A 23,883-nucleotide genomic window follows, 5' to 3' on the forward strand; every position below is an offset into this window, starting at 1 on the left:
CGGGCAAGCCCGCTCCCACAATAGACCGAGATCCAAATGTGGGAGCGGGCTTGCCCGCGATAGCGCCAGTCCAGACAACGCAGACTGACTTAGTCTTCCAGCAGCTCTTCAGCCTGACCCAGGATGTTTTCCAGGGTGAAACCGAACTCTTCAAACAACGCTGGCGCCGGCGCCGACTCACCGTAGGTGGTCATGCCGATCACGCGGCCTTCCAGGCCCACGTACTTGTACCAGTAGTCGGCGTGCGCCGCTTCGATGGCGATACGTGCGCTGACCTGCAACGGCAGGACCGATTGCTTGTAGCCGGCGTCCTGGGCTTCGAACACGCTGGTGCACGGCATGGACACCACACGCACGTTGCGGCCCTGGGCGGTCAGCTTGTCGTACGCCTGAACGGTCAGGCCCACTTCGGAACCGGTGGAGATCAGGATCAGCTCCGGCTCGCCGATGCAGTCCTTGAGCACGTAGCCGCCACGGCTGATGTCGGCGATCTGCGCGTCGGTACGCACCTGGTGTTGCAGGTTCTGGCGCGAGAAGATCAGCGCCGAAGGGCCGTCCTTACGCTCGATGGCATGCTTCCAGGCCACGGCGGATTCCACCGCGTCGGCTGGGCGCCAGCAATCGAGGTTCGGCGTGGTGCGCAGGCTGGTCAATTGCTCGACCGGCTGGTGCGTCGGGCCGTCTTCGCCCAGGCCGATGGAGTCGTGGGTGTAGACATGGATCACACGCTTTTTCATCAGCGCGGCCATGCGTACGGCATTGCGGGCGTATTCCATGAACATCAGGAAGGTCGCGCCGTAAGGCACCAGGCCGCCGTGCAGGGACACGCCGTTCATGATGGCGCTCATGCCGAATTCACGCACGCCGTAGTACATGTAGTTGCCGCTGGCGTCTTCAGCCGAGACACCTTTGCAGCCTTTCCACAGGGTCAGGTTGGAACCGGCCAGGTCGGCCGAACCGCCGAGGAACTCAGGCAGCAACGGGCCAAAGGCATTCAGGGTGTTCTGGCTGGCTTTACGGCTGGCGATGGTTTCGCCCTTGGCCGCCACTTCAGCGATATAGGCCGAGGCTTTCTCCGAGAAGTCGGCAGGCAGGTCACCGGCCAGACGACGTACCAGTTCGTTGGCCAGTTCCGGAAACTCGGCGGAGTAGGCAGCAAAGCGCTGGTCCCACTCGGCTTCTGTCGCCAGGCCTTTTTCCTTGGCATCCCACTCGGCATAGATGTCGGCCGGGATTTCGAACGGACCGTGGTTCCACTTCAGCGCTTCACGGGTCAGGGCGATTTCCGCGTCACCCAGTGGGGCGCCGTGGCAGTCTTCTTTACCTTGTTTGTTCGGCGAGCCGAAGCCGATGGTGGTCTTGCAGCAGATCAGGGTCGGCTGCGCGCTCTTGCGAGCGGTGTCGATGGCAATCTTGATCTCTTCCGGATCGTGGCCGTCGACATTGCGGATCACTTGCCAGTTGTAGGCTTCGAAACGCTTAGGCGTGTCATCGGTGAACCAGCCTTCGACTTCGCCGTCGATGGAGATGCCGTTGTCATCGTAGAACGCGATCAGCTTGCCCAGGCCCAGGGTGCCGGCCAGGGAAGCGACTTCGTGGGAGATGCCTTCCATCATGCAGCCATCACCCAGGAACACATAGGTGTGGTGGTCGACGATGTCGTGGCCAGGGCGGTTGAACTGTGCGCCCAGGACTTTTTCAGCCAGCGCGAAGCCAACGGCGTTGGCCAGGCCTTGGCCCAGGGGACCGGTGGTGGTCTCGACGCCTGGGGTGTAGCCGAATTCCGGGTGCCCCGGGGTGCGGCTGTGCAGCTGGCGGAAGCTCTTGAGGTCATCGATGGTGACGTCGTAGCCGGTCAGGTGCAGCAGCGAGTAGATCAGCATCGAGCCGTGGCCGTTGGACAGCACGAAGCGGTCGCGGTCGGCGAACGATGGATTGCTTGGGTTGTGTTTCAGATAGTCACGCCAAAGTACTTCGGCGATATCCGCCATGCCCATCGGGGCACCGGGATGGCCGCTGTTGGCTTTTTGCACGGCATCCATGCTGAGGGCACGAATGGCGTTGGCACGCTCACGACGGCTGGGCATCGCTGATCTCCTGGGGGTTGCGTAAAAGAAACGGGAAAAAAGGACCGGCATTTTCCCTCAGCCACCGCCTGCGGGCAATGACAGATAGTCACTTGCAGGTGTTTTTCCTGCGGTTTGCGCGCCATTGACTTGCAGAATCCGACCATGCGTTCGTCTAAAGGCTATAGCGACTGCTTATAACCGCCACTTATCGACCAATATCAAAACTTTTTGATATTGGCCTTGCGAGGAGCCCACCCCGTCACTAGACTGCTGGCCTTATGAACCTATCCGTGCCCTCACTGCGTCCCGACGACAGCGATGAACTGGCAGCCTTGTGCAAGGCAGCCGGCGACCCGTTGCGCTTGAACGTCTTGCGTGCACTGACCAACGACTCCTTCGGCGTACTGGAACTGGCGCAGATCTTCGCCATTGGTCAGTCCGGCATGAGCCACCATTTGAAGGTGCTGTCCCAGGCCGATCTGGTGGCCACCCGCCGCGAAGGCAATGCGATTTTTTACCGCCGCGCCCTGCCCCACACCGACCTGCTCGGCGGCAAGCTGCACGCCGCGCTGCTGGAAGAAGTGGACAACCTGAGCCTGCCAGGCGACGTGCAAGCGCGTATCAGCCAGGTTCATGGGCAACGCGCAGCCGCGAGCCAGGACTTTTTCGCACGGGTGGCAGAGAAGTTTCGCGCCCAGCAAGACCTGATCGCCGGCCTTGCCCAATACCGCGACAGCGTACTGGCGCTGCTCGACAAGCTGAGCTTCAGTGAGAAAGCCACAGCACTGGAAGTCGGGCCTGGAGATGGCGGTTTCCTGCCGGACCTGGCGCGGCGTTTTCACCAGGTCACGGCGCTGGATAACAGCCCGGCGATGCTCGAACTGGCGCGCCAATTGTGCGAACGCGAAGCGCTGGGCAACGTCAGCCTGCAGTTGGCCGACGCCCTGAATGACACCAGCCTGCGGGCCGACTGCGTGGTGCTGAACATGGTCTTGCACCATTTCGCCGCTCCCGCCGACGCCCTCAAGCAAATGGCCGGGTTGCTGCACCCCGGCGGTAGCCTCTTGGTTACGGATTTATGCAGCCACAACCAGAATTGGGCCAGGGAGGCCTGCGGTGATCTCTGGTTGGGTTTTGAACAGGACGATCTGGCCCGTTGGGCCACCGCTGCGGGGCTCGTTCCCGGGGAAAGCCTCTATGTAGGCTTACGTAATGGTTTCCAGATACAGGTCCGCCATTTTCAGCGACCGGCTGGCGACACTCACCATCGGTAATATCAGGAAAACATCGAGATGAGCGAATACTCCCTTTTCACCTCCGAGTCCGTGTCTGAAGGGCATCCGGACAAAATCGCCGACCAGATTTCTGATGCGGTGCTGGACGCCATCATTGCTGAAGACAAGTTCGCCCGCGTGGCGTGCGAGACTCTGGTGAAAACCGGTGTAGCGATCATCGCCGGCGAAGTGACCACCACAGCCTGGGTTGACCTGGAGCAGATCGTTCGTGATGTGATCACCGACATCGGCTACAACAGCTCCGACGTCGGTTTCGACGGTGCGACCTGCGGCGTGATGAACATCATCGGCAAGCAGTCTCCAGACATCAACCAAGGTGTCGACCGCGCCAAGCCGGAAGACCAGGGCGCCGGCGACCAGGGCCTGATGTTCGGCTACGCCAGCAACGAAACCGACGTGCTGATGCCTGCACCGATCACCTTCTCGCACCAGTTGGTACAACGTCAGGCCGAAGCACGTAAATCCGGCCTGCTGCCATGGCTGCGCCCGGACGCCAAGTCCCAGGTGACCTGCCGCTACGAAGGCGGCAAAGTCGTCGGCATCGACGCCGTTGTACTGTCGACCCAGCACAACCCGGACGTTTCCTACGCAGACCTGCGTGAAGGCGTGATGGAGCTGATCGTCAAGCACGTACTGCCTGCCGAACTGCTGAGCAAGGACACCCAGTTCCACATCAACCCGACCGGCCAGTTCATCATCGGTGGCCCGGTGGGTGACTGCGGCCTCACTGGTCGCAAGATCATCGTCGACAGCTACGGCGGCATGGCCCGTCACGGCGGTGGCGCGTTCTCCGGTAAAGACCCATCCAAGGTCGACCGTTCCGCGGCGTACGCCGGTCGTTACGTGGCCAAGAACATCGTCGCTGCGGGCCTTGCCGAGCGTTGCGAGATCCAGGTGTCGTACGCAATCGGCGTGGCCCAGCCTACGTCGATCTCGCTGAATACCTTCGGCACCGGCAAGATCAGCGATGACAAGATCGTCAAACTGGTGCGCGAGATCTTCGACCTGCGCCCTTACGCGATCACCACCATGCTTGATCTGCTGCACCCGATGTACCAGGAAACCGCAGCCTACGGCCACTTTGGCCGTACCCCTGCGCAGAAGACCGTGGGTGACGACACTTTCACCACCTTCACCTGGGAAAAAACCGACCGCGCCAACGACCTGCGCATCGCTGCCGGCCTGTAATCGCTCGCGGTTTCAAAAAGCCCTGCCGGGTTTGACCGGCGGGGCTTTTTATTGGCTGACGATTCGCGGTGACGGTCACATTTTTTGGATCCAAACCTTGCAGGCCAAATAATGGCCCACTAGAATCCGCGCCCTCTCGGGCCCTCTACCTTATTTGGATATTGCCCTGCGCCAGCCCGGGATTATTCAGCGCACGGCAATCGAACATTGAGGTTTTTCATGCGCATCTCCACGCTCGCCCCTGCCGCCCTGTTGCTCAGCCTGTTCGCCCTGCCGGCCCACGCCGCCGACCTGAGCGCACTGAGCGGTGCCCTGACGTCCCAGTTGGGTGGCGGCAACTCCGGCGACTGCCAGAAGCAATCGGCCGACCTGCAGGCCAAGATCGATGCCGCCGAAGCCAGCAAAGACACCCTGAAAGTCAAAGCCTTCAAAGCGGCGCAAGACCAGATCAACAAAGGTTGTGACAAACTTGCTGTAGCCCAGGCTAAAGCCGACGCCAAGCAGCAAACCCAGGAAGCCAAAGCGGATAAGCCAGATGCCGTGAAAGCCCTGGGCGGTCTGTTCAAGTAAACAGAAACACGCCGTAAAAAGCCCCGCGCCGTCGGGGCTTTTTTGTGGTCGCGCGGATCATTTAGGCTGGGCGCCCCTTTCGAGCAAGGATGCTCAAGATGCTCTTACTGATCGCTTTTTTATTCATCGCGTTTTCCTCCTGGGCCTGGGCTGAAGACTGCCCCGATGAGGCTCGAACACAGGTCGGCACCCTGGCCGAACAGGTCCGTCTGTGGGATGACAGCTACCACCGCCTCGGCCAATCCCCCGTCAGTGATGAACTCTACGACCAGGCTCGCCAACGTCTCACCCTGTGGCGCCGGTGTGTCGCCTCGCCCACCGCAGCGCCAGACAACCCGCTGGCCACTTCGCGGGGCACCTTGCCTCACCCGGTTGCCCACACCGGCCTGGATAAACTGCTGGATGAACACGCCGTCGACACCTGGCTGAGCACGCGCCAGGATGTGTGGGTGCAACCCAAAGTCGATGGCGTCGCGGTGACTCTCGTGTACCGCCAGGGGCGGTTGAAGCAGCTGATCAGCCGCGGCGACGGCGCACTCGGCCAGGACTGGTCAGCGTCTGCGCGCAAGATTCCAGGCATCGTCCAGCAACTGCCGGAGCCCATCGACCTGGTGCTGCAAGGCGAACTCTATTGGCGCCTCGACAACCATGTGCAATCAACAGAAGGTGGGCTCAATGCCCGCAGCAAAGTGGCCGGACTGATGAACCGCCGACGGCTCAGCGACGCCGACGCTGCGGGCATCGGCCTGTTCGTCTGGTCGTGGCCAGAAGGCCCGACAGCGTTCAGCGAACGCCTGGCCATCCTGGCCCGCTGGGGGTTCACTGACAGCCAGCGCTACAGCCACCCCGTGCGCAACATCACCGAAGCCGCTTACTGGCGCACCTATTGGTATGACCACCCACTGCCATTTGCCAGTGACGGCGTGGTGCTGCACCAGGCACTGCGCGCGCCCGCCGAACGTTGGCAGGTCAGCGCACCTTACTGGGCTGTCGCCTGGAAGTACCCGGCATCCAAAGCCTTGGCACTGGTGCGCAAGGTTCACTTCAAAATCGGGCGCACCGGGCGCATTACGCCCATCCTTGAGTTGGAGCCAGTGCGCCTCGATGACCGGCAAATCAGCCGAGTCAGCGCCGGCTCGTTGAAGCGCTGGCAAGCACTGGATATTCGCCCTGGCGACCAAGTGTCCATCAGCCTCGCCGGGCAGGTGATCCCCCGGCTGGACGATGTGATTTTGCGCAATAGCACCAGAGTCGACCTGCCAGTGCCCGAACCTCGGGACTTTCATGCCTTGAGTTGCTGGCAACTGGACCCTGGCTGCGAAGAACAATTGCTCGCGCGCCTCGCCTGGTTGAGCAGTAATCAGGGCCTGGCCTTGCCTCACATGGGGCGCGAGACGTGGAACGTATTGATCCAGGCCGGTCTAATCGCAGGCTTTCTCGATTGGTTGACCCTTGACGCAGCAGAGCTTGCTACCATTGATGGCTTGGGCGATCACAGGCGCACACGCGTGCTCGACAGCCTCCAAAGCGCGCGGCAGCGACCCTTTGCACAATGGCTCAAAGCCTTGGGCGTACCGCCTGTGGCACGCAGCAACCTGGAGGGCGGTTGGCAGACACTGGTCGCCAGAGACAGTCAAGCCTGGCTGGCCATTGATGGCATAGGCCCGCGTCGTGCGGCGCAGCTGAGCGCTTTCTTTCGCGACCCGCAGGTACAGGCGCTGGCCGAGACATTACGCGTGGCCGGGATAGACGGGTTTTGAACCCCACCCGGCCGCCTTTAAACCACCGCAGAATTCACCCTGCCATTTGCGACCCTGGAGTTCCACATGAAATTTCTAGCCCCTTTTGCCCTGCTGACCGTTGCAAGCTGCATGGCGACGCCGCTGCTGGCCGAAGAAGCCCCGCAACTCACCGGCTGTGCTGCCAAACGCCAAGCCATCAGCACCCAGATCGAACAGGCCAAGGCCCACGGCAATAGCGACCAACAGGCTGGCCTGGAAAAAGCCTTGAGCGAGGTCACCGCCAACTGCACCGACGCAGCCCTGAAAAAAGAACGGGAAAACAAGGTGCTCGATGCCAAACACGAAGTCAGCCGCCGTCAGGCCGACCTCGACAAGGCGATGAAAAAGGGCGACGCAGATAAGATCAACAAGCGTAAAGACAAGCTCGCCGAGTCCCGCAAAGAGTTGCAGGACGCAGTGGAAGAGCTCGATCAGTAAAACCGGTCAGTGGTCGCGGAACTGTTTATGGCAGGCGCTGCAGGCATCTTCGACTTTCTGCACGGCAGGTGCCAGATTGCTGGCCTTGTAAGGCTGCACTTGGCTGGCGATCACCAATTCACCGGTGGCCGCTTCCAGGTCGCGGGCCAACTGCTGGAACTGCGCCTGTTTTTGCCACACGTCATCCTTGGCGCTGGTGTGATCTTCCTCGCGCACACTCGGAAAGTGCTGCCACGGCTCATGAGACAACGCGTCGAGTTTGACCGCGCCTTCGGCGAATTTCGCGCCGTCGAACGGGATGCGCCCACGCAGCATGCCGCCCAGGTCTTCAGCGGTCTTGAGCATCTGCTTGAAGATCGCCTTGCGCTGGCCCAGCGGCGAATTCGGATCGACACCGCCGCAGGCGGACAGCGTCAGGCAGGCCAGCAGTACAACCGTCATTTTTTTAAAAGTCATGGTGGCTCAGGGTCACAGGAAACGGCGGCCAGTATCCTCGCCCCGCCCGCAAAGACCAATAGCCCTATTAATAATAAGGGTTGTCCCGCGACAGTACGGCGTGGGCAATCGCTTCAGGAATTGTTTGTATGAACCTCACGCTGAAACCCCGGAGCCGTCTGTTATGGGCTCTGCCAATGATCGCGCTGCTGGCCGGTTGCGATGCGGGCAACAATGCCGGCAAGGAAACCGCCAAAGACGAGCCCGCCAAACCCCATGCCGTCGCCACCTACGTAAGCGCGCCGTGGGACGCCCTGCCCGCCGTGTCCGACAGCGACTTGCTGGCCGGCTTTGAATCCTGGCGCAGCGCCTGCCAACGCCTCAAGGCCGACCCGGTCTGGGGCACGACCTGCGCCGCAGCCGCCACCGTGCCGGGCAATGCCATGGCAGTACGCAGCTTTCTCCAGGAGCGCCTGGATGTGTTCGGCCTGCGTTCGGCCGATAACACTCCGAACGGCTTGATCACCGGCTACTACGAACCGGTCTACCCCGGCAGCCTGACAAAGACCGCGACCGCCCATGTGCCGGTATACGGCGTGCCGGATGACTTGATCATCGTCAACCTGGAGAGCATTTACCCCGAGCTCAAGGGCAAGCGCCTGCGCGGTCGCCTTGAAGGCCGCGTGCTCAAACCCTACGACGATGCAGGCGCGATCAACGGGCAAGGCTCCACCGCCAAACCGATTGCCTGGCTGACAGATCCGATGGACCTGCAATTTCTACAGATCCAGGGTTCGGGCCGTATTCAACTCAAAGATGGGCGCCAGTTGCGCGTCGGTTATGGCGACCAGAATGGCTACCCCTATCGCCCTATCGGCCGCTGGCTGGTAGAGCAAGGCGAGCTGAAGAAAGAAGACGTGACCATGGGCGCCATCAGCGCCTGGGCCAAGGCGCATCCAGAGCGGATCCCGCAACTGCTGGCCAGCAACCCCAGCTACGTGTTCTTCAGTGTCCGCCCCGACAGCAATGAAGGCCCACGTGGGTCGCTGAACGTGCCACTCACCGCCGGCTACAGCGTAGCGGTCGATCGCAAGGTCATTCCGCTGGGCAGCCTGTTGTGGCTGTCGACCACCAAGCCTGACGGCACGCCACTGGCGCGCCCGGTTGCGGCGCAGGATACCGGCGGCGCCATCACCGGCGAAGTACGCGCGGATTTGTTCTGGGGCACCGGCAATGCAGCGGGTGAACTGGCGGGAAATATGAAGCAGCAGGGACAGATCTGGATGTTGTGGCCCAAAGGCGCGGCGTTGCCGCAGGTGCCGGATGCGCCTGCCGGGAGCTGACAGGTCGTGTCGAGCGAGGAGTTTTTCTGTGAGCGGGCTACCCGCTCACCACAACAAGCACAAACCCGCCCACACAGGTGTGCATTAACGTTTAGATCGAGACAAAAAAGAAACTCGCAATCAGCGCCATACCCACCGCCCACACCAGCGAGCGCAGGATCGCCCAGTCAGCCAGGTAGCAAATGATGTACAGCAGGCGGCTGGTGATGAACAACACGGCCAGCACGTTGATAGTCACCAACTCGGCCGTGCCGGCCAGGTGAGCGATAATCACCGCCGCCGCGAACGCCGGGGTGACTTCAAAGCTGTTGAGCTGTGCACTGTGGGCGCGCTTGGCGATCCCCTCGAGGTTATCCAGAAAAGCCCGCGGGTCGTGATTGTCACGCGCGCCAAATTTGCCGCCACTGAACTTGGCCACACCTGTACACAGGTAAGGCAGAAAAATGGCGATCAACACACACCAGAAAGCAGCCGTCATCACGTCGTCCTTTTGTCGTTTTATGCATCAACTGGAGTTCTAGCAGTAAAAACCCCAAGTCGCACCTAACGCTATGAGCCATGACGCAGTAAAAGGTTCTATCGCGCTCGCCCGCCGACAGCATCCACGTCTCGCACTAGTAACGCCAAAAAACCGGTGTGATCAATACCAGCACGGTGAGTATCTCCAGGCGTCCCAGCAGCATGCCAATCGTCAGCAACCATTTTGCGGCATCAGGAAGTGAGGAGAAATTTCCGGCAGGCCCGATGATCGTGCCCAGGCCCGGCCCGACATTGCATACCGCCGTAGCTGCGCCACTCAAGGCCGTCGTCCAATCCAGCCCGATCAATCCGAGACCCAATGCAATCATTGCAATGGTGATGGTGAAAAAAAATGAAAAGGTCAAAAGCGAACGCACGATCTCTTCGTCAATGGGATGGCCGTTGTACTTTTTCTGTATCACGGCCCTTGGATGGATCAGTTGCTTCAAACTACTGACCAACAACGCGGCTGCTACCTGAAAGCGAAAGATTTTGAGGCCGCCAGCCGTGGAGCCCGAGCATCCACCGACGAACGTCAGATAAAAGAACAACAGAACGGCGAAGCTGCCCCACAACGTGTAATCGCCGACCGCAATGCCCGTCGTCGTGACGACCGAGGTGACATTGACCGCCACGAGTCGAAACGCATCCCACCAACCGTAATCACTGTGCAAACACAGCCACGTCCCCACAATCAGCCAAGTGACGATCAGGAACCCAATAAAACCCCGAACCTGATGATCGTTGATCAGTGCACGCCGATGACCACGTAACGTGGCGACGTACAGGGTAAAGGGCAGGCTGCCCATAATCATGATAACCACGGCTGCCCAGTGAATCGCGGGCTGCGGCCAGTGTCCGAGTGACGCATCCGAGGTTGAGAACCCACCCGTTGAGATCAACGACATTGCATGGTTGATCGCTTCGAATGGCGTCATGCCGCACATCCAGAGCACCAGCGCGCCCGCGCTGGTAAGGCCCAGGTAGAGAAAGAGAATGGATTTGGCCGCCACGTGGGAGCGGGGCGTGACTTTCTCCGACCAGTCTGAGGACTCTGTCTGAAAAAGACGCATGCCCCCCACTCGCAATAACGGAAGGATCGCTACAGCCATGCCGATAAAACCGATACCACCGAGCCAGTGCAACATTGAGCGCCAGATCAATAACCCCGGCGAGGCGCTATCCAGACCGACCAGAATGGTTGAACCCGTGGTGGTGATGCCGGACATGGTTTCAAAAAAAGCATCGGTGTAGCTGATCTTGCTGATCAATACCATGGGTAATGCCGCAAATGTGCAAACCACGACCCAACTGGCGGTAGTCAGCAGGTACATGTCCCTGGGGCGGAGCTGGGCCGTCTCGGGTCGCCCGCGCGCGACCAACAGGAGGCCGCAGATGAGTGTAATCACACTCGACCAGAGAAAGGCCGACAGATCATCGCTGCGCTCAAACACCACCAACGTGAGCATCGGAATGACCATGCTCACGGCCAGCGTGATCAAAAAAATGCCCAGGATGAAGCCAACGAGCCTCAGTGCTGCGAGAGACATGGAAAGGTAACCTGCCGAATTAGCGCCGCGCAGTATCGGACAGGCAGCCTTTGAGCCCCATAAATTTTGCGTAAAGTTTTTAGCGCTTGCGCAACTCAGCCTCGCTGATTCTTATTAACCCGCGGCGGATGCCTCGGGTCCGCCGCCTTTTTGCCGGGCAAGCTGCCCTCACTGCGAATCTGCGCATGGCTGATCAGGGCGAAGATAAAGCTGCCCCCGATAATATTGCCGGCCAGCGTGGGGCCGGCGAACACCAGCCAGAAATCCTTCCACGGCAACTCACCGGCAAACACCAGGTAAGACACTTCGGCAGACCCCACCACGATATGGGTGAAATCCCCCAGCGCCATGAGGTAAGTGATCAATATGATGATCCACATCTTGGCGCTTTCCATCGATGGGATCATCCACACCATGGTGGCGATCATCCAGCCGGAGACGATGCCTTTGGCAAACATCTGGCCGGGGCTGTTTTCCATGATCTTGCGCCCGATCTCCAGGAAAGCCTGGTCGGTCTTTGTGTCGAAGATCGGCAAATGCAACATCACATACGCCACCAGCAAGGTGCCGCAGAGGTTGCCAACCAGCACCACCGACCACAGCCGCAATAAGCGCCCGGCGTTCGCCAGTGTGGGTTTGCTCATTACCGGCAACACCGCCGTCAGGGTGTTTTCGGTAAACAGCTGCTGGCGCGCGAGGATCACCGCCAAAAAGCCCGCGCAGTAACCGAAGCTGGCGATCACCTTGAACGCCTCACCCTCGGGCAGGCGCGAATTGAGCAATCCCATGGCCATCAGCGACAGGCCCATGGTCAACCCCGCGGCCAGCGCCGACCACCACAACGCCGCAACATTGCGCTCGAGTTCCTGGTCGCCCTGGGTGCGGATAATTTCATGCAGTACCGCCGCGCGAGGCGGCTGGTTGTCGTCTACATCCTGTTGCTCTTCCTGCGACAGATTGGGGGTCTTGCCGTCTTCTTGCGTGGCCATGGTGATACCTGAACAGGGGGGCGATGTTCAGGTACGACCTACGGCCGATCAATAGCGTTCACTGGCCCGCGAAGGATTACTCGCTGATGTCGTCTTCCTTGAACTGATCCTTGACGTACCTGATCTCGGTACGCCCGTGCGGGGCCGGCAAACCGTCTTCGCCGAGGTTGACGAAGACCATCTTCTCGACGGTCAGGATGCTCTTGCGGGTGATCTTGTTGCGCACTTCACAGGTGAGGGTGATGGAGGTGCGACCGAACTCGGTGGCAGTAATGCCCAGTTCGATGATGTCGCCCTGGCGCGAGGCGCTGACGAAGTTGATTTCGGAGATGTACTTGGTCACCACGCGCTGGTTGCCCAACTGGACAATCGCGTAGATCGCCGCTTCTTCGTCGATCCAGCGCAGCAGGCTGCCGCCGAACAGGGTGCCGTTGGGGTTGAGGTCTTCAGGTTTTACCCATTTGCGGGTGTGGAAGTTCATGGGGGCTCCGGGACTGAGGTGTTTGGCGATTGGGTTACGGCCCCAGCTTCAAGTTTTAAGCGACAAGCTGCAAGTAAAAGCCGATTCGCTCTAACTTGCCGCTTGTAGCGTGTTACTTGCCACTGGCCGGATAAAGAAAGCTATAATCCTCCCCGATTTCGAACGGCCACCACCGTTCTCCCGCCACCTGTCCGAGGGGCGCTGCAGCAGGTTCAACCTGTCAGGCTCGGATGGGGCGTTGTCCGGCCTGGTTGTTCTGGCCTGATACTAAACGCACAACGGCGCCCATTCGCACACTACGAATGGAGGCTCTTCATGAGCGCTGTCAACACGCCTGCAGATTTCAACGACTACAAAGTCGCCGACATGTCCCTCGCCGCCTGGGGCCGTCGCGAAACCTTTATCGCCGAATCCGAAATGCCAGCCCTGATGGGTCTGCGTCGCAAGTACGCCGCAGAGCAACCGCTCAAGGGCGCGAAGATCCTCGGCTGCATCCACATGACCATCCAGACCGCCGTGCTGATCGAAACCCTGGTTGCCCTGGGTGCCGAAGTGCGTTGGTCGTCCTGCAACATTTTCTCGACTCAGGACCAGGCCGCTGCCGCTATCGCTGCTGCCGGTATCCCGGTATTCGCCTGGAAAGGCGAGACCGAAGAAGAGTACGAGTGGTGCCTGGAGCAAACCATCCTCAAGGATGGCGCGCCGTGGGATGCCAACATGATCCTCGACGACGGCGGCGACCTGACCGAGCTGCTGCACAAGAAATACCCGGCCATCCTTGATCGCGTCCACGGCGTGACCGAAGAAACCACCACCGGCGTTCACCGCCTGCTGGACATGCTGGCCAAGGGCGAGCTGAAAATCCCGGCCATCAACGTCAACGACTCGGTGACCAAGAGCAAGAACGACAACAAGTATGGCTGCCGTCACAGCCTGAACGACGCGATCAAGCGCGGTACCGACCACCTGCTGTCGGGCAAGCAAGCCCTGGTGATCGGCTACGGTGACGTGGGCAAGGGTTCGGCCCAATCCCTGCGCCAGGAAGGCATGATCGTTAAAGTTTCCGAAGTCGACCCGATCTGCGCCATGCAAGCCTGCATGGACGGTTTCGAAGTGGTTTCGCCGTTCATCGACGGCGTCAACGACGGCACCGAAGCCAGCATCGACAAGGCCCTGCTGGGTAAAATCGACCTGATCGTGACCACCACCGGCAACGTGAATGTGTGCGACGCGAACATGCTCAAAGCCCTGAAAAAGCGTGCTGTTGTGTGCAACATCGGGCACTTCGATAACGAGATCGACACCGCTTTCATGCGCAAGAACTGGGCATGGGAAGAAGTGAAGCCGCAGGTACACAAGGTTCACCGTACCGGCGCTGGCGATTTCGACCCACAGAACGACGACTACCTGATCCTGCTGGCTGAAGGCCGTCTGGTTAACCTGGGTAACGCCACCGGCCACCCAAGCCGCATCATGGACGGCTCGTTCGCCAACCAGGTGCTGGCCCAGATCTTCCTGTTCGGCCAGAAATACGCCGACCTGTCGCCGGCCCAGAAAGCCGAACGCCTGACCGTGGAAGTGCTGCCGAAGAAGCTCGACGAAGAAGTGGCCCTGGAAATGGTCCGCGGCTTCGGCGGCGTGGTGACTCAACTGACCAAGACCCAGGCCGACTACATCGGCGTGACCGTCGAAGGTCCGTTCAAGCCGCACGCTTATCGTTACTAAGCAGCTGCAAGTTTCCAGATGCAAGCGGCCAGTAAAAGCGCTTGTGATGCAGACTTGCTACTTCATTGCTCCTTAAGCAGCTGCGCGATGTGAGCTTCACGCGACAAGATCAGGCGTACCGCCCTCTTGCCGCCTGAAGCTTGCAACTTGCAGCTGGAGATATCCCATGTCCCAAGACCGTCGCTACAGCTTCGAGTTCTTCCCGACCAAGACCGATGCTGGGCATGAAAAACTGATGGCGACTGCCAAGCAGTTGGCCAGCTACAACCCCGACTTCTTTTCCTGCACCTACGGCGCCGGCGGTTCGACCCGTGATCGCACGATCAACACCGTGTTGCAGCTGGAAAGCGAAGTCAAAGTTCCCGCCGCTCCGCACCTCTCGTGCGTGGGCGACAGCAAGGACGACCTGCGCGGCCTGCTGACCCAATACAAGGCTGCCGGCATCCAGCGCATCGTCGCCCTGCGTGGCGACCTGCCGTCCGGCATGGGCATGGCCAGCGGTGAGCTGCGCTACGCCAATGACCTGGTGAGCTTCATCCGCGAAGAAAGCGGCGATCACTTCCATATCGAAGTGGCGGCTTATCCGGAGATGCACCCCCAGGCGCGTAATTTCGAAGAAGACCTGAAGAACTTCGTGCGCAAGGCCAACGCCGGCGCCGACAGCGCGATCACCCAATACTTCTTCAACGCCGACAGCTACTTCTACTTCGTCGAGCGTGTGCGGGCCCTGGGTGTGAATATCCCAATCGTGCCGGGCATCATGCCGATCACCAACTACAGCAAGCTGGCACGTTTCTCCGACGCCTGCGGCGCAGAAATCCCACGCTGGGTGCGCAAGCAGTTGGAAGCCTACGGCGATGACGTCAAGAGCATCCAAGCGTTTGGTGAGCAGGTCATCAGCGAAATGTGTGAACGTTTGTTACAAGGTGGCGCGCCAGGCTTGCATTTCTATACCCTTAACCAGGCTGAGCCGAGCCTGGCTATCTGGAACAACCTTAAACTGCCACGCTAGGCCTGTTTAATGGCAACACCGGGCCCTCGTGATTACGGGGGCTTTTTTTCATCTACATATCCCCGGAATGGAAGCCAGCAGTACATGAATACAGCGTCCCCGACTCCTCGCCCGCAACTGGTTTACCTGGTTTTCGGTGCCGAGACTTACCATCAGGAAGCGGTATTCAGCATCGCGAGTGCCTTGACGCAGTTGGGCGGTGCCCAGGACATGCCCTTGGACATTCAGGTGTTCAGTGACAACGCTGCCCCCTATATCGGCCTGCCGGTAAATGTGCACACGCTGGACGAAGCCACGCGCAAGCGCTGGAGCGAGCCCCACGGTTACCACTTCCGCACCAAACACGTGCTGTTGCGTCACGTGTTGCAAACGGCAGAGCGAGCCCTGCTGATCGACACCGACACTTTTTTCCACGATTCACCCATGGCGCTGTTCGAACGCGTCGCTCCCGGCACCGTGCTGTGCAATGCCTTCCAGGCCAAATACGGCGATAACCGTGAAAGCGTGCTGTATAAGACCCTGGCCCGGCACCTGGCAGACAAAGGCCTGGCAGACGATGACATGTGGCTGCTCAATTCCGGCGTCATGGGTCTGACGCGCCAGGATGCGCACATACTGGATCGCTCGATCGAGCTGATGGACGAACTGTTCCCCATGGCCCAGGGCGCTTACACCCTGGAAGAGTTCTGCCTGTCGGTATCCGCATACCGCACGCTCAACGTGCGCCAGTGCCCGGACCTGATCCACCACTACTGGAGCCGAAAGCAGTTGTTCCGCGCCAAGGTCAAGGCCTGGATCGCCAAGCACGCCGCCGACCCGATCTGCGCCCAGGCGCTGGCAGACACCCGCAAGGTCTCCGCCCACCTGCCCCGCCCGCCACGCCTGCAGCGCTTGATGTACAAGCTGATCACCCTGGCGCTGCCCAAACACAAGCAGCAGTTCATCCGCGAGATCCTCTACGGTTGCTACGAGCACGAGAATGAGTTCGACCAGGCCTGTGGCCCGGTGTGGTGGGAAAAGGCCCGGCAGAACCAGGAAGAGCGTCAGAAATGCCCGGTGGACGCGCACCAGCTCGAACACTGGTTCGCCAACCCGGTGGTGCGCCTGATTCTTGGTGAGCGCCGTGCAGCCATCTATGAACACTTGATGACATCGCCCACAAAATAAGGCGCCCCGAAGAAGCGTGTGCCAGCGCTTCTCTTTAGCGGCTGGGCGTCGTAACCTCGGGGCATGCCCGTCATTCTGAAGTTATTGACCGCTGCCCTCTTTACTCTCCTGAGCCCGGCCGCTTACGGCGAGAAATTGCGCATTGTCACCGAACCCTGGGCGCCTTACGTATATGACGAACAGGGCACCATGCAGGGGCTGGACTACGAAGCTACGGTGATCGTGTTCCAGCGCCTGGGGGTCGAAGTGCAATGGCAGTTCCTTCCCTGGAAGCGTTGTCTGGCGATGCTTGAGCAAGGCCATGCCGATGGCGTACTGGATATTTTCCACAACCACGAGCGAGAGGCCTTGCTGCTGTACCCCAGCGAGCCGCTGTCGGAAGTCGAATTCGTCCTGTTCTATGCCAATGACCGCCGCCATCCGGTCCAACACCTGAAGGATCTGCAAGGCCTCTCGGTAGGCACATCACCGGGCTACCTGTACGGCACGCCCTTCAGCGAGTCTTCCTTGTTCACCCGCGAACCGGCGCCCAGCCATGAGGCCAATTTCGGCAAATTGCTGCTGGGGCGCATCGACCTGGTGATCACCGACCGCCGAGTGGGCCAGCATGTGATAAAAACCATGGCGCTGGAGGACAAGGTCAGCCAGGCACCGCTGGTGGTCAGCCGCCAGCAGCAATACCTCGCGGTACGCCGCGGCGCGGGCATGGATTTGCTGGTGCAACGCTTTGCCGCCGAGCTCAAACGCTTCAAACAAGAGCCGGCTTACGCCACGTTGAGTGCCAAATATAGTGGAATCCCAGCGATTACGGCCTCAGAACGCACCGTTGAGCAGCAGGAAAGCGGCGCGCCGTGATTGCTCTGTTATACTCCGGCCTTTCCGCCAGGCTCACGCCCGGCCGCTCGGGTCTTGAAAACGGCACCCAACCCCGCTACAGCGCAGCTTTCAGCCCGCGCGAGCCGGTGGAGTGCCCGCCAGACGCAGCAGGACCGGACGGGGTTGCGCTCCCCTAAGCGCCATTCACGCCCGGCAAGATTATCCCTTTGGGCCAAGCCCTAACTAAAACAGGATTACTCATGTCCTTTGCTTCCCTCGGTCTCTCCGAGGCTTTAGTCCGCGCCATCGAGGCAGCGGGCTATACCGAGCCTACTCCGGTGCAACAGCGGGCCATTCCCGCCGTGTTGCAAGGTCGCGATCTTATGGTTGCGGCTCAGACAGGTACTGGTAAAACCGGCGGCTTCGCCCTTCCGATTCTGGAGCGGTTGTTCCCCAACGGTCACCCGGACAAATCCCAGCGTCACGGCCCGCGCCAACCGCGCGTACTGGTCCTGACCCCCACTCGCGAACTCGCCGCCCAGGTGCACGACAGCTTCAAGCTGTATGCCCGCGACTTGAAGTTCGTCAGCGCCTGCATCTTCGGCGGCGTCGGCATGAACCCACAGGTTCAGGCCATGTCCCGTGGTGTTGACGTGCTGGTAGCCTGTCCTGGTCGCTTGCTCGACCTGTGCGGCCAAGGCAGCGTCGACTTGTCCCACGTGGAAATCCTCGTGCTGGACGAAGCCGACCGCATGCTCGACATGGGCTTTGTCCATGACGTGAAAAAGGTCCTCGCCCGCCTGCCGGCCAAACGTCAGAACCTGCTGTTCTCGGCAACGTTCTCCCAGGACATCACTGCCCTGGCCGGCAAGCTGCTGCACAACCCGGAACGCATCGAAGTCACGCCGCCGAACACCACGGTCGAGCGTATCGAGCAACGCGTATTCCGCCTGGCCGCAAGCCACAAGCGCTCGCTGCTGGCGCATCTGATCACTCACGGTGCGTGGGAACAGGTACTGGTGTTCACCCGCACCAAGCACGGCGCCAACCGCCTGGCCGAATACCTGGACAAGCACGGCCTCACCGCCGTCGCCATCCACGGCAACAAGAGCCAGAACGCGCGCACCAAAGCCCTGGCCGACTTCAAGGCCGGCTCCGTGCGCATCCTGGTCGCCACCGATATCGCCGCTCGCGGCCTGGATATCGACCAGTTGCCGCACGTGGTCAACTTCGAACTGCCGAACGTCGACGAAGACTATGTGCACCGTATCGGCCGTACCGGCCGTGCCGGTCGTTCGGGTGAAGCCATCTCCCTGGTAGCACCGGACGAAGAAAAACTGCTGAAAAGCATTGAGCGCATGACCAAGCAGAAAATCGCCGACGGCGACCTGATGGGCTTCGACGCCAGCGCCGTAGAGGCCGAAAAGCCTGAAGTACGCGAACGTCCCGATGTGCGTAACCCACGCAACCCACGCGGTCCAAAGGGCGATGGCCCGAACGGCGGTGGTGGCGGCGGCGGTCGTCGCGACAAGGGCAAGGACAAGGGCGGCAAAGACAAAGCGCCAACCAACGGCCGCGGCGAACGCCCGGCCCGTGAGCAGAAGCCACGTGAAGGCACCCCGGCCCGCGAACAGCGCCAGCCGAGCCAGCCGCCACGCGCCGCCGCTGACCGCGCACCGGACGAGTTCCTTGACGACGACGTGGATAACTTCGGTAATCGCGTTGACTACGTGCCCCAGGCCAAACCGGCACAAGGCCGTGGCCGTCGTCCAGGTGCCCCGGCACAGGGCGCAGGTACCGCAGCTCCACGCGGTGGCCAACCTCAGGGCGGACGTCAGAACGGCCCGCGCAACAGCAGCGGCGGCACCACCGGTACGCCACCTGCCAAGCGCAGCGGTCCGCGTAATGGCGCACCGCGTGACGGCCAGGCCCGTCGCGAAGACTCGCGCAGTAACAACCGCCGCCCGGCCCGTGACGACCAGCCTCGTTCGTCCGAGCCAGCAGTGCAGAACCCGCGCGGCGGCCCAGCCCCCAAAATCATCCACAAGGAGTCGAAAGCCGACCGCTTCCCGACACCCGAGCAACTGGATCAGTTGCCAGGCCGTCCTCGTGGTGAAAAACCAGCGCTGCTGACCCGCAACCGCTGAGTTTTTCCATACAAAAAACGCCCCGACTGTTCGGGGCGTTTTTGTATGCGGCGCTGGGCTTATTAAGCCGTTACTTCACCGGCCTTATGAAAGAGTTTGGCGAAGATCATCCAGCGCCCCTCCACTTTCATCAAGTTCAAGTAGTCCACCATCAGGTTATTGAACAAGCGCAAACGTACTTTGACCATGGCCATTTCCGGCGACATCACGTCAATCATCAACACTTCATCAAGTTGCGGAAAACCGCCGGCCCGCGGCGATTCACGCCCCTCAACCATGCTCCGGTATTCATCGAACGGTCGAACCACCACCACTGAATTCTGCGCGCTGTATAACACGCAGCCACGATGGAATACGTGATCGAACTTTTTCAAGTCCTGGGTTTGCAAGACATTAAAGTAGTCTTTCAGAAACGCTTGAATTTCCTCAATCATGAGCACAACTCCGAGAACGGTGTTAGTTGAATAAATAACTTGGCGCCATTATCGGTAGCCCACTCGTTTCAGGTATAGCGGCTATTATTAGGCTTTTACGTGAAAGGAATTCACCTATTGAAACTCCCTCCCCTCGCGGCGTTACGTGCCTTCGAGGCCTTGGCCAGGCTGGGCAAGGTGAACCTGGCCGCGCTCGAACTGCACGTCACCCACAGTGCCGTCAGCCATCAAATCCGCTCGCTTGAAGAGTATTTGGGCCTGGCGCTGGTCATTCGCAGCAAACGCTCGCTGACGCTGACTGATGAGGGCCGCGTGTATGCCTACCAGATCAGACAGGCACTGGGCGAGATCGCCGGGGTAACCGAAAAGTTATTGGCGAAAACCAAACACCCGCAGTTAACCGTTTCGGTATTGCCCTCCTATGCCATGCATTGGTTACTCCCGCGTTTACATGACTTCAGGGCCGCTTACCCCGCGTTGCACCTGAGGCTGGAATCAAGCATGGAGTTCAGCCATTTCGGGCAAGGCCCACTCGATGGCGCGATCCGCTTCGGCCACGGCCAGTGGCCGGATGTGCATTGCGAGGCATTGATGGGGGATTCGTTGCTGGTGGTCGCCGCGCGCGACTTCAACCACGGCGTACTGCCGGACACGGCGCAGGCCGTCCTCGAGCTGCCGCTGTTGCACGCCAGTGAAAGCTGGCCAATCTGGCTTGGCGCCGCTGGCGTGGAAGGGGTACGCCCTCACGCTTCGCTGGAGTTCACCGATTCCACGTTAATGCTCGAAGCCGTCAGGCTTGGGCACGGCGTCGCACTGACCCGACGCTCGATTGCCCATGGGCTGCTTCAACGCGGGGAGTTGGTCAAGCTGACAGAGGTCGAGCCGGCGCACGCCTCACGCTACTACCTGGTGTGGCCTGCCGGCCGCAAACCTTCGGCAGCGCTGAGCGATCTGCATCACTGGCTCAAGGACCAGATCGCCCTCTATCAAGACAGCCTGGCATCCTGCACACAGCAAAACGCCGACCCTGAGGTCGGCGCTTTGACAGTAACGCAGAGAAGCTGATTACTTCTGCTTCACGCCTTCCAGCGAGATGTCCAGGTCAACGGTCTGCGAGGACGGACCTGGGCCTTTGATGCCGAAGTCGTTCAGGTTAACGGTCGTCTTGGCATTGAAGCCGGCACGCTCTCCGCCCCATGGATCCTTGCCTTCACCGTTGAAGGTGGCCTTGAAGACCACTGGCTTGGTGACGCCGTGGAAGGTCAGGTCGCCGGTCACGTCAGCAGTTTTCTCACCGGTGGATTTAACCGCGGTGGATACGAACTTGGCGTCAGCGAACTTGGCAACGTCCAGGAAATCCTTGCTGGCGATGTGCTTGTCACGTTCTGCGTGGTTGGACCACAGGCTGGCAGTCTTCACATCGACAGCGATTTTGCTGGCTTCAGGCTTGGCGGCATCCCAGCTGAAGGTACCGTCCCAGTCCTTGAAGGTACCGTGGATGTAGCTGTAGCCCAGGTGGCTGATTTTCCAGTCGATGAAGGCGTGCTGGCCTTCTTTATCGATCTTGTAGTCAGCCGCCATGACCTGGCCTGCCGACAGCAGAGCGGTACCGATTGCCAGAGCAGCGAGGGTCTTTTTCAACATACTTTCTATTCCTTGTGAGTCGAGGTTGAACATCAGGCTTTGCGACCCAGCATTCGCGTAAGGGTCGCATCACGATCGATAAAGTGGTGTTTCAACGCAGCTACGCCGTGCAAGCCGGCGAAGACCACCAACACCCAGGCAAGGTACAAATGCACCACGCCGGCGGTGTCTGCCTGGTCCGGCAGACCGGAAACCACGGCAGGAATCTCAAACAGGCCAAACACCGGGATACCGACACCGTCTGCGGTGGAAATCAGGTAACCGGCCACCATCACGGCAAACAAGCCGATGTAGAGGAACGCATGGCCAAACGCGGCCCCGATACGGGTCATCCGGCTGTAGCTGGCAAGCGGCGGTGGCGGCGGACTGAGCAGACGCCAGACGATACGTACCAGCATGAGGGCAAACAGCGTAATGCCAATGCTCTTGTGCAGGTCCGGCGCGTCTTTACGCCATGCGCTGTAGTAGTCCAGGCCGACCATCCACAAGCCCAGGGCGAACAGGCCGAACACCACCAGGGCCACGCCCCAGTGCAACACCATACTGACCCAGCCATAGCGGGCCGGTGAATTGCGTAACTGCATGAACTTAATCCCGAAAGAGCTGCGCCCAAGACTAGCGGTTTACCTATCGAATTAAAGCGGAAAATTTCGCTTTGAAATATCGAGAAATGTGATCTTGAGGGTATGAACAGTAAATTAACCAAGGATTAAGGACTATCCAGAAGAAACGTGACAGTCCGTCCTGTGTTTACTGCCAATTCATGCGTAATGGGTTGTGACACAGCCGTCCATTGCATAGGCTTGCGCGATTGTTTCGCCTGCGCCGCCCGCAGGACCGCTTCGAGGAGATCACCGATGGGCTTGAACAACCAGTGGATGCAACGCGACCTCGCGGTGCTGTGGCATCCCTGCACCCAGATGAAAGACCACCAGCAACTGCCGCTGATCCCGATCAAACGCGGTGAAGGCGTCTGGCTGGAAGACTTCGAAGGCAAGCGCTACCTCGACGCCGTCAGCTCCTGGTGGGTCAACGTGTTCGGCCACGCCAACCCGCGCATCAACAGCCGCATCAAGGAGCAGGTGGATCAGCTGGAACACGTGATCCTCGCGGGTTTCAGCCATCAGCCTGTGATCGAGCTGTCCGAACGCCTCGTCGCCATGACCCCCAAAGGCCTGACCCGTTGTTTCTACGCCGACAACGGCTCGTCGTGCATCGAAGTCGCGCTGAAGATGAGCTTCCACTATTGGCTCAACCGCGGCCTGCCGAACAAAAAGCGCTTCGTCACCCTGACCAACAGCTACCACGGCGAAACCATCGCCGCGATGTCGGTGGGTGACGTGCCGCTGTTTACCGAGACCTATAAGGCGCTGCTGCTCGATACCATTAAAGTGCCGAGCCCGGATTGCTACCTGCGCCCCGAAGGCATGAGCTGGGAAGAACACTCGCGCAACCTGTTCCAGGCAATGGAGCAGACCCTGGCCGACCACCACGACACGGTTGCCGCGGTGATCGTCGAACCCTTGATCCAGGGTGCCGGCGGCATGCGCATGTACCACCCGGTGTACCTCAAGCTGCTGCGCGAAGCCTGCGACCGCTACGGCGTGCACTTGATCCACGACGAAATCGCCGTGGGCTTCGGCCGTACCGGCAGCATGTTTGCCTGCGAACAGGCCGGCATCCGCCCGGACTTCCTGTGCCTGTCCAAGGCCTTGACCGGCGGTTACTTGCCGCTGGCCGCCGTCGTCACCACCGACGATGTCTATGACGCGTTCTACGACGACTACCCAACCCTGCGCGCCTTCCTGCATTCCCACAGCTACACCGGCAACCCGCTGGCGTGCGCGGCGGCCCTGGCGACCCTGGATATTTTCGAAGAAGACAACGTCATCGAAAACAATAAGGCCCTGGCCCGGCGCATGGCCACGGCCACGGCCCACCTGGTTGATCATCCCCACGTGTCGGAAGTGCGCCAGACCGGCATGGTATTGGCCATTGAGATGGTCCAGGACAAGGCCACCAAGACCGCCTACCCATGGCAGGAGCGGCGTGGCCTGAAGGTGTTCGAGCACGCGCTGCAACGTGGGGCGCTGTTGCGGCCGTTGGGCAGCGTGGTGTATTTCCTGCCGCCGTACGTGATCACGCCCGAGCAGATCGACTTCCTCGCCGAAGTGGCCAGCGAAGGCATCGATATTGCGACCAACAGCAAGGTCAGCGTTGCCGTGCCGAAGGACTTTCACCCAGGCTTTCGTGATCCGGGCTGATCCCGTTTACTTCAAA

Annotated in this window: 22 protein-coding genes and 1 riboswitch; of the genes, 13 read left to right on the forward strand and 9 right to left on the reverse strand. The window is 60.2% G+C overall.

What is annotated here, in order from left to right; all coding sequences use genetic code 11:
* Positions 1 to 89: 89 nt before the first annotated feature.
* A complete protein-coding gene (gene tkt, locus PSH59_RS24075) occupies positions 90 to 2,087 on the reverse strand; it encodes a transketolase (protein WP_248080460.1) in 1,998 nt (665 codons plus the stop codon).
* A 260-nt stretch (positions 2,088 to 2,347) separates the two neighbouring features.
* Here tkt and PSH59_RS24080 point away from each other — a divergent pair, with 260 nt between their 5' ends.
* The 5 genes from PSH59_RS24080 to PSH59_RS24100 all read left to right on the forward strand — a co-directional run bounded on the left by PSH59_RS24080 (position 2,348) and on the right by PSH59_RS24100 (position 7,341).
* On the forward strand, positions 2,348 to 3,343 hold the full coding sequence (locus tag PSH59_RS24080) for a metalloregulator ArsR/SmtB family transcription factor (RefSeq protein ID WP_305393821.1): 996 nt from the start codon (positions 2,348 to 2,350) through the stop codon (positions 3,341 to 3,343).
* An 18-nt stretch (positions 3,344 to 3,361) separates the two neighbouring features.
* A complete protein-coding gene (gene metK, locus PSH59_RS24085) occupies positions 3,362 to 4,552 on the forward strand; it encodes a methionine adenosyltransferase (RefSeq protein ID WP_024077850.1) in 1,191 nt (396 codons plus the stop codon).
* Positions 4,553 to 4,771: 219 nt separating this feature from the next.
* Complete coding sequence (locus tag PSH59_RS24090; protein WP_305393822.1) at positions 4,772 to 5,122, forward strand: hypothetical protein; 351 nt, start codon at positions 4,772 to 4,774, stop codon at positions 5,120 to 5,122.
* 98 nt (positions 5,123 to 5,220) lie between these two features.
* Positions 5,221 to 6,882: an NAD-dependent DNA ligase LigB gene (gene ligB / locus PSH59_RS24095; RefSeq protein ID WP_248080466.1), complete on the forward strand. Its 1,662-nt coding sequence runs from the start codon at positions 5,221 to 5,223 to the stop codon at positions 6,880 to 6,882.
* A gap of 66 nt (positions 6,883 to 6,948) precedes the next feature.
* Entirely contained in the window at positions 6,949 to 7,341 is a 393-nt protein-coding gene (locus tag PSH59_RS24100; RefSeq protein ID WP_248080468.1) for a DUF1090 domain-containing protein, read from the forward strand.
* Between the two features lie 6 nt (positions 7,342 to 7,347).
* Here PSH59_RS24100 and PSH59_RS24105 read toward each other — a convergent pair whose 3' ends face one another.
* Positions 7,348 to 7,797 (reverse strand): cytochrome c, encoded by a 450-nt coding sequence (locus PSH59_RS24105; RefSeq protein WP_248080470.1) that lies wholly within the window; start codon positions 7,795 to 7,797, stop codon positions 7,348 to 7,350.
* 128 nt (positions 7,798 to 7,925) lie between these two features.
* On the opposite strand from PSH59_RS24105, the gene PSH59_RS24110 reads away from it, so the two are divergent.
* Entirely contained in the window at positions 7,926 to 9,119 is a 1,194-nt protein-coding gene (locus PSH59_RS24110; protein WP_305393823.1) for a murein transglycosylase A, read from the forward strand.
* Positions 9,120 to 9,210: 91 nt separating this feature from the next.
* Here PSH59_RS24110 and PSH59_RS24115 read toward each other — a convergent pair whose 3' ends face one another.
* The 4 genes from PSH59_RS24115 to PSH59_RS24130 form a co-directional block, all read right to left on the reverse strand.
* Positions 9,211 to 9,597, reverse strand: coding sequence for an MAPEG family protein (locus PSH59_RS24115; RefSeq protein ID WP_248080474.1), 387 nt, complete (start codon positions 9,595 to 9,597; stop codon positions 9,211 to 9,213).
* 136 nt (positions 9,598 to 9,733) lie between these two features.
* On the reverse strand, positions 9,734 to 11,188 hold the full coding sequence (locus PSH59_RS24120; protein WP_305393824.1) for a TrkH family potassium uptake protein: 1,455 nt from the start codon (positions 11,186 to 11,188) through the stop codon (positions 9,734 to 9,736).
* Between the two features lie 95 nt (positions 11,189 to 11,283).
* Positions 11,284 to 12,177 (reverse strand): formate/nitrite transporter family protein, encoded by an 894-nt coding sequence (locus PSH59_RS24125; protein WP_248080480.1) that lies wholly within the window; start codon positions 12,175 to 12,177, stop codon positions 11,284 to 11,286.
* 76 nt (positions 12,178 to 12,253) lie between these two features.
* The gene (locus tag PSH59_RS24130; protein WP_090401687.1) at positions 12,254 to 12,658 is read right to left on the reverse strand and encodes an acyl-CoA thioesterase; all 405 of its coding nucleotides are present in this window, start codon (positions 12,656 to 12,658) and stop codon (positions 12,254 to 12,256) included.
* A 187-nt stretch (positions 12,659 to 12,845) separates the two neighbouring features.
* A riboswitch (S-adenosyl-L-homocysteine riboswitch) is annotated at positions 12,846 to 12,952 on the forward strand.
* Between the two features lie 21 nt (positions 12,953 to 12,973).
* On the opposite strand from PSH59_RS24130, the gene ahcY reads away from it, so the two are divergent.
* The 5 genes from ahcY (at position 12,974) to PSH59_RS24155 (ending at position 19,525) form a co-directional block, all read left to right on the forward strand.
* Positions 12,974 to 14,383 (forward strand): adenosylhomocysteinase, encoded by a 1,410-nt coding sequence (gene ahcY, locus PSH59_RS24135; RefSeq protein ID WP_248080484.1) that lies wholly within the window; start codon positions 12,974 to 12,976, stop codon positions 14,381 to 14,383.
* A 166-nt stretch (positions 14,384 to 14,549) separates the two neighbouring features.
* Positions 14,550 to 15,395, forward strand: a complete 846-nt coding sequence (gene metF / locus PSH59_RS24140; protein WP_248080485.1) for a methylenetetrahydrofolate reductase [NAD(P)H] — start codon at positions 14,550 to 14,552, stop codon at positions 15,393 to 15,395.
* Between the two features lie 84 nt (positions 15,396 to 15,479).
* Positions 15,480 to 16,562 carry a hypothetical protein gene (locus tag PSH59_RS24145; protein ID WP_305393825.1) on the forward strand — a complete coding sequence of 361 codons (1,083 nt, stop codon included), beginning with the start codon at positions 15,480 to 15,482 and terminating at the stop codon, positions 16,560 to 16,562.
* A 63-nt stretch (positions 16,563 to 16,625) separates the two neighbouring features.
* Positions 16,626 to 17,417 (forward strand): ABC transporter substrate-binding protein, encoded by a 792-nt coding sequence (locus tag PSH59_RS24150; RefSeq protein ID WP_305393826.1) that lies wholly within the window; start codon positions 16,626 to 16,628, stop codon positions 17,415 to 17,417.
* A gap of 221 nt (positions 17,418 to 17,638) precedes the next feature.
* A complete protein-coding gene (locus PSH59_RS24155) occupies positions 17,639 to 19,525 on the forward strand; it encodes a DEAD/DEAH box helicase (RefSeq protein WP_305393827.1) in 1,887 nt (628 codons plus the stop codon).
* Positions 19,526 to 19,587: 62 nt separating this feature from the next.
* On the opposite strand, the gene PSH59_RS24160 is transcribed toward PSH59_RS24155, so the two are convergent.
* The gene (locus PSH59_RS24160; protein ID WP_248080497.1) at positions 19,588 to 19,959 is read right to left on the reverse strand and encodes a nuclear transport factor 2 family protein; all 372 of its coding nucleotides are present in this window, start codon (positions 19,957 to 19,959) and stop codon (positions 19,588 to 19,590) included.
* Between the two features lie 117 nt (positions 19,960 to 20,076).
* Between PSH59_RS24160 and PSH59_RS24165 the strand changes: the two genes are divergently transcribed.
* Positions 20,077 to 21,024: a LysR substrate-binding domain-containing protein gene (locus tag PSH59_RS24165; protein ID WP_305393828.1), complete on the forward strand. Its 948-nt coding sequence runs from the start codon at positions 20,077 to 20,079 to the stop codon at positions 21,022 to 21,024.
* Here the strand turns inward: PSH59_RS24165 and PSH59_RS24170 are convergent, their stop codons facing one another.
* Together PSH59_RS24170 and PSH59_RS24175 are read right to left on the reverse strand one after the other, a co-directional pair.
* Complete coding sequence (locus tag PSH59_RS24170; RefSeq protein WP_305393829.1) at positions 21,025 to 21,603, reverse strand: YceI family protein; 579 nt, start codon at positions 21,601 to 21,603, stop codon at positions 21,025 to 21,027.
* Between the two features lie 32 nt (positions 21,604 to 21,635).
* Complete coding sequence (locus PSH59_RS24175; RefSeq protein ID WP_248080502.1) at positions 21,636 to 22,187, reverse strand: cytochrome b; 552 nt, start codon at positions 22,185 to 22,187, stop codon at positions 21,636 to 21,638.
* 273 nt (positions 22,188 to 22,460) lie between these two features.
* On the opposite strand from PSH59_RS24175, the gene PSH59_RS24180 reads away from it, so the two are divergent.
* On the forward strand, positions 22,461 to 23,867 hold the full coding sequence (locus tag PSH59_RS24180) for an adenosylmethionine--8-amino-7-oxononanoate transaminase (RefSeq protein WP_305393830.1): 1,407 nt from the start codon (positions 22,461 to 22,463) through the stop codon (positions 23,865 to 23,867).
* The last annotated feature ends 16 nt before the right edge of the window (positions 23,868 to 23,883 follow it).

The sequence above is a fragment of the Pseudomonas sp. FP2309 genome, assembly GCF_030687575.1.
Lineage (GTDB): Bacteria > Pseudomonadota > Gammaproteobacteria > Pseudomonadales > Pseudomonadaceae > Aquipseudomonas.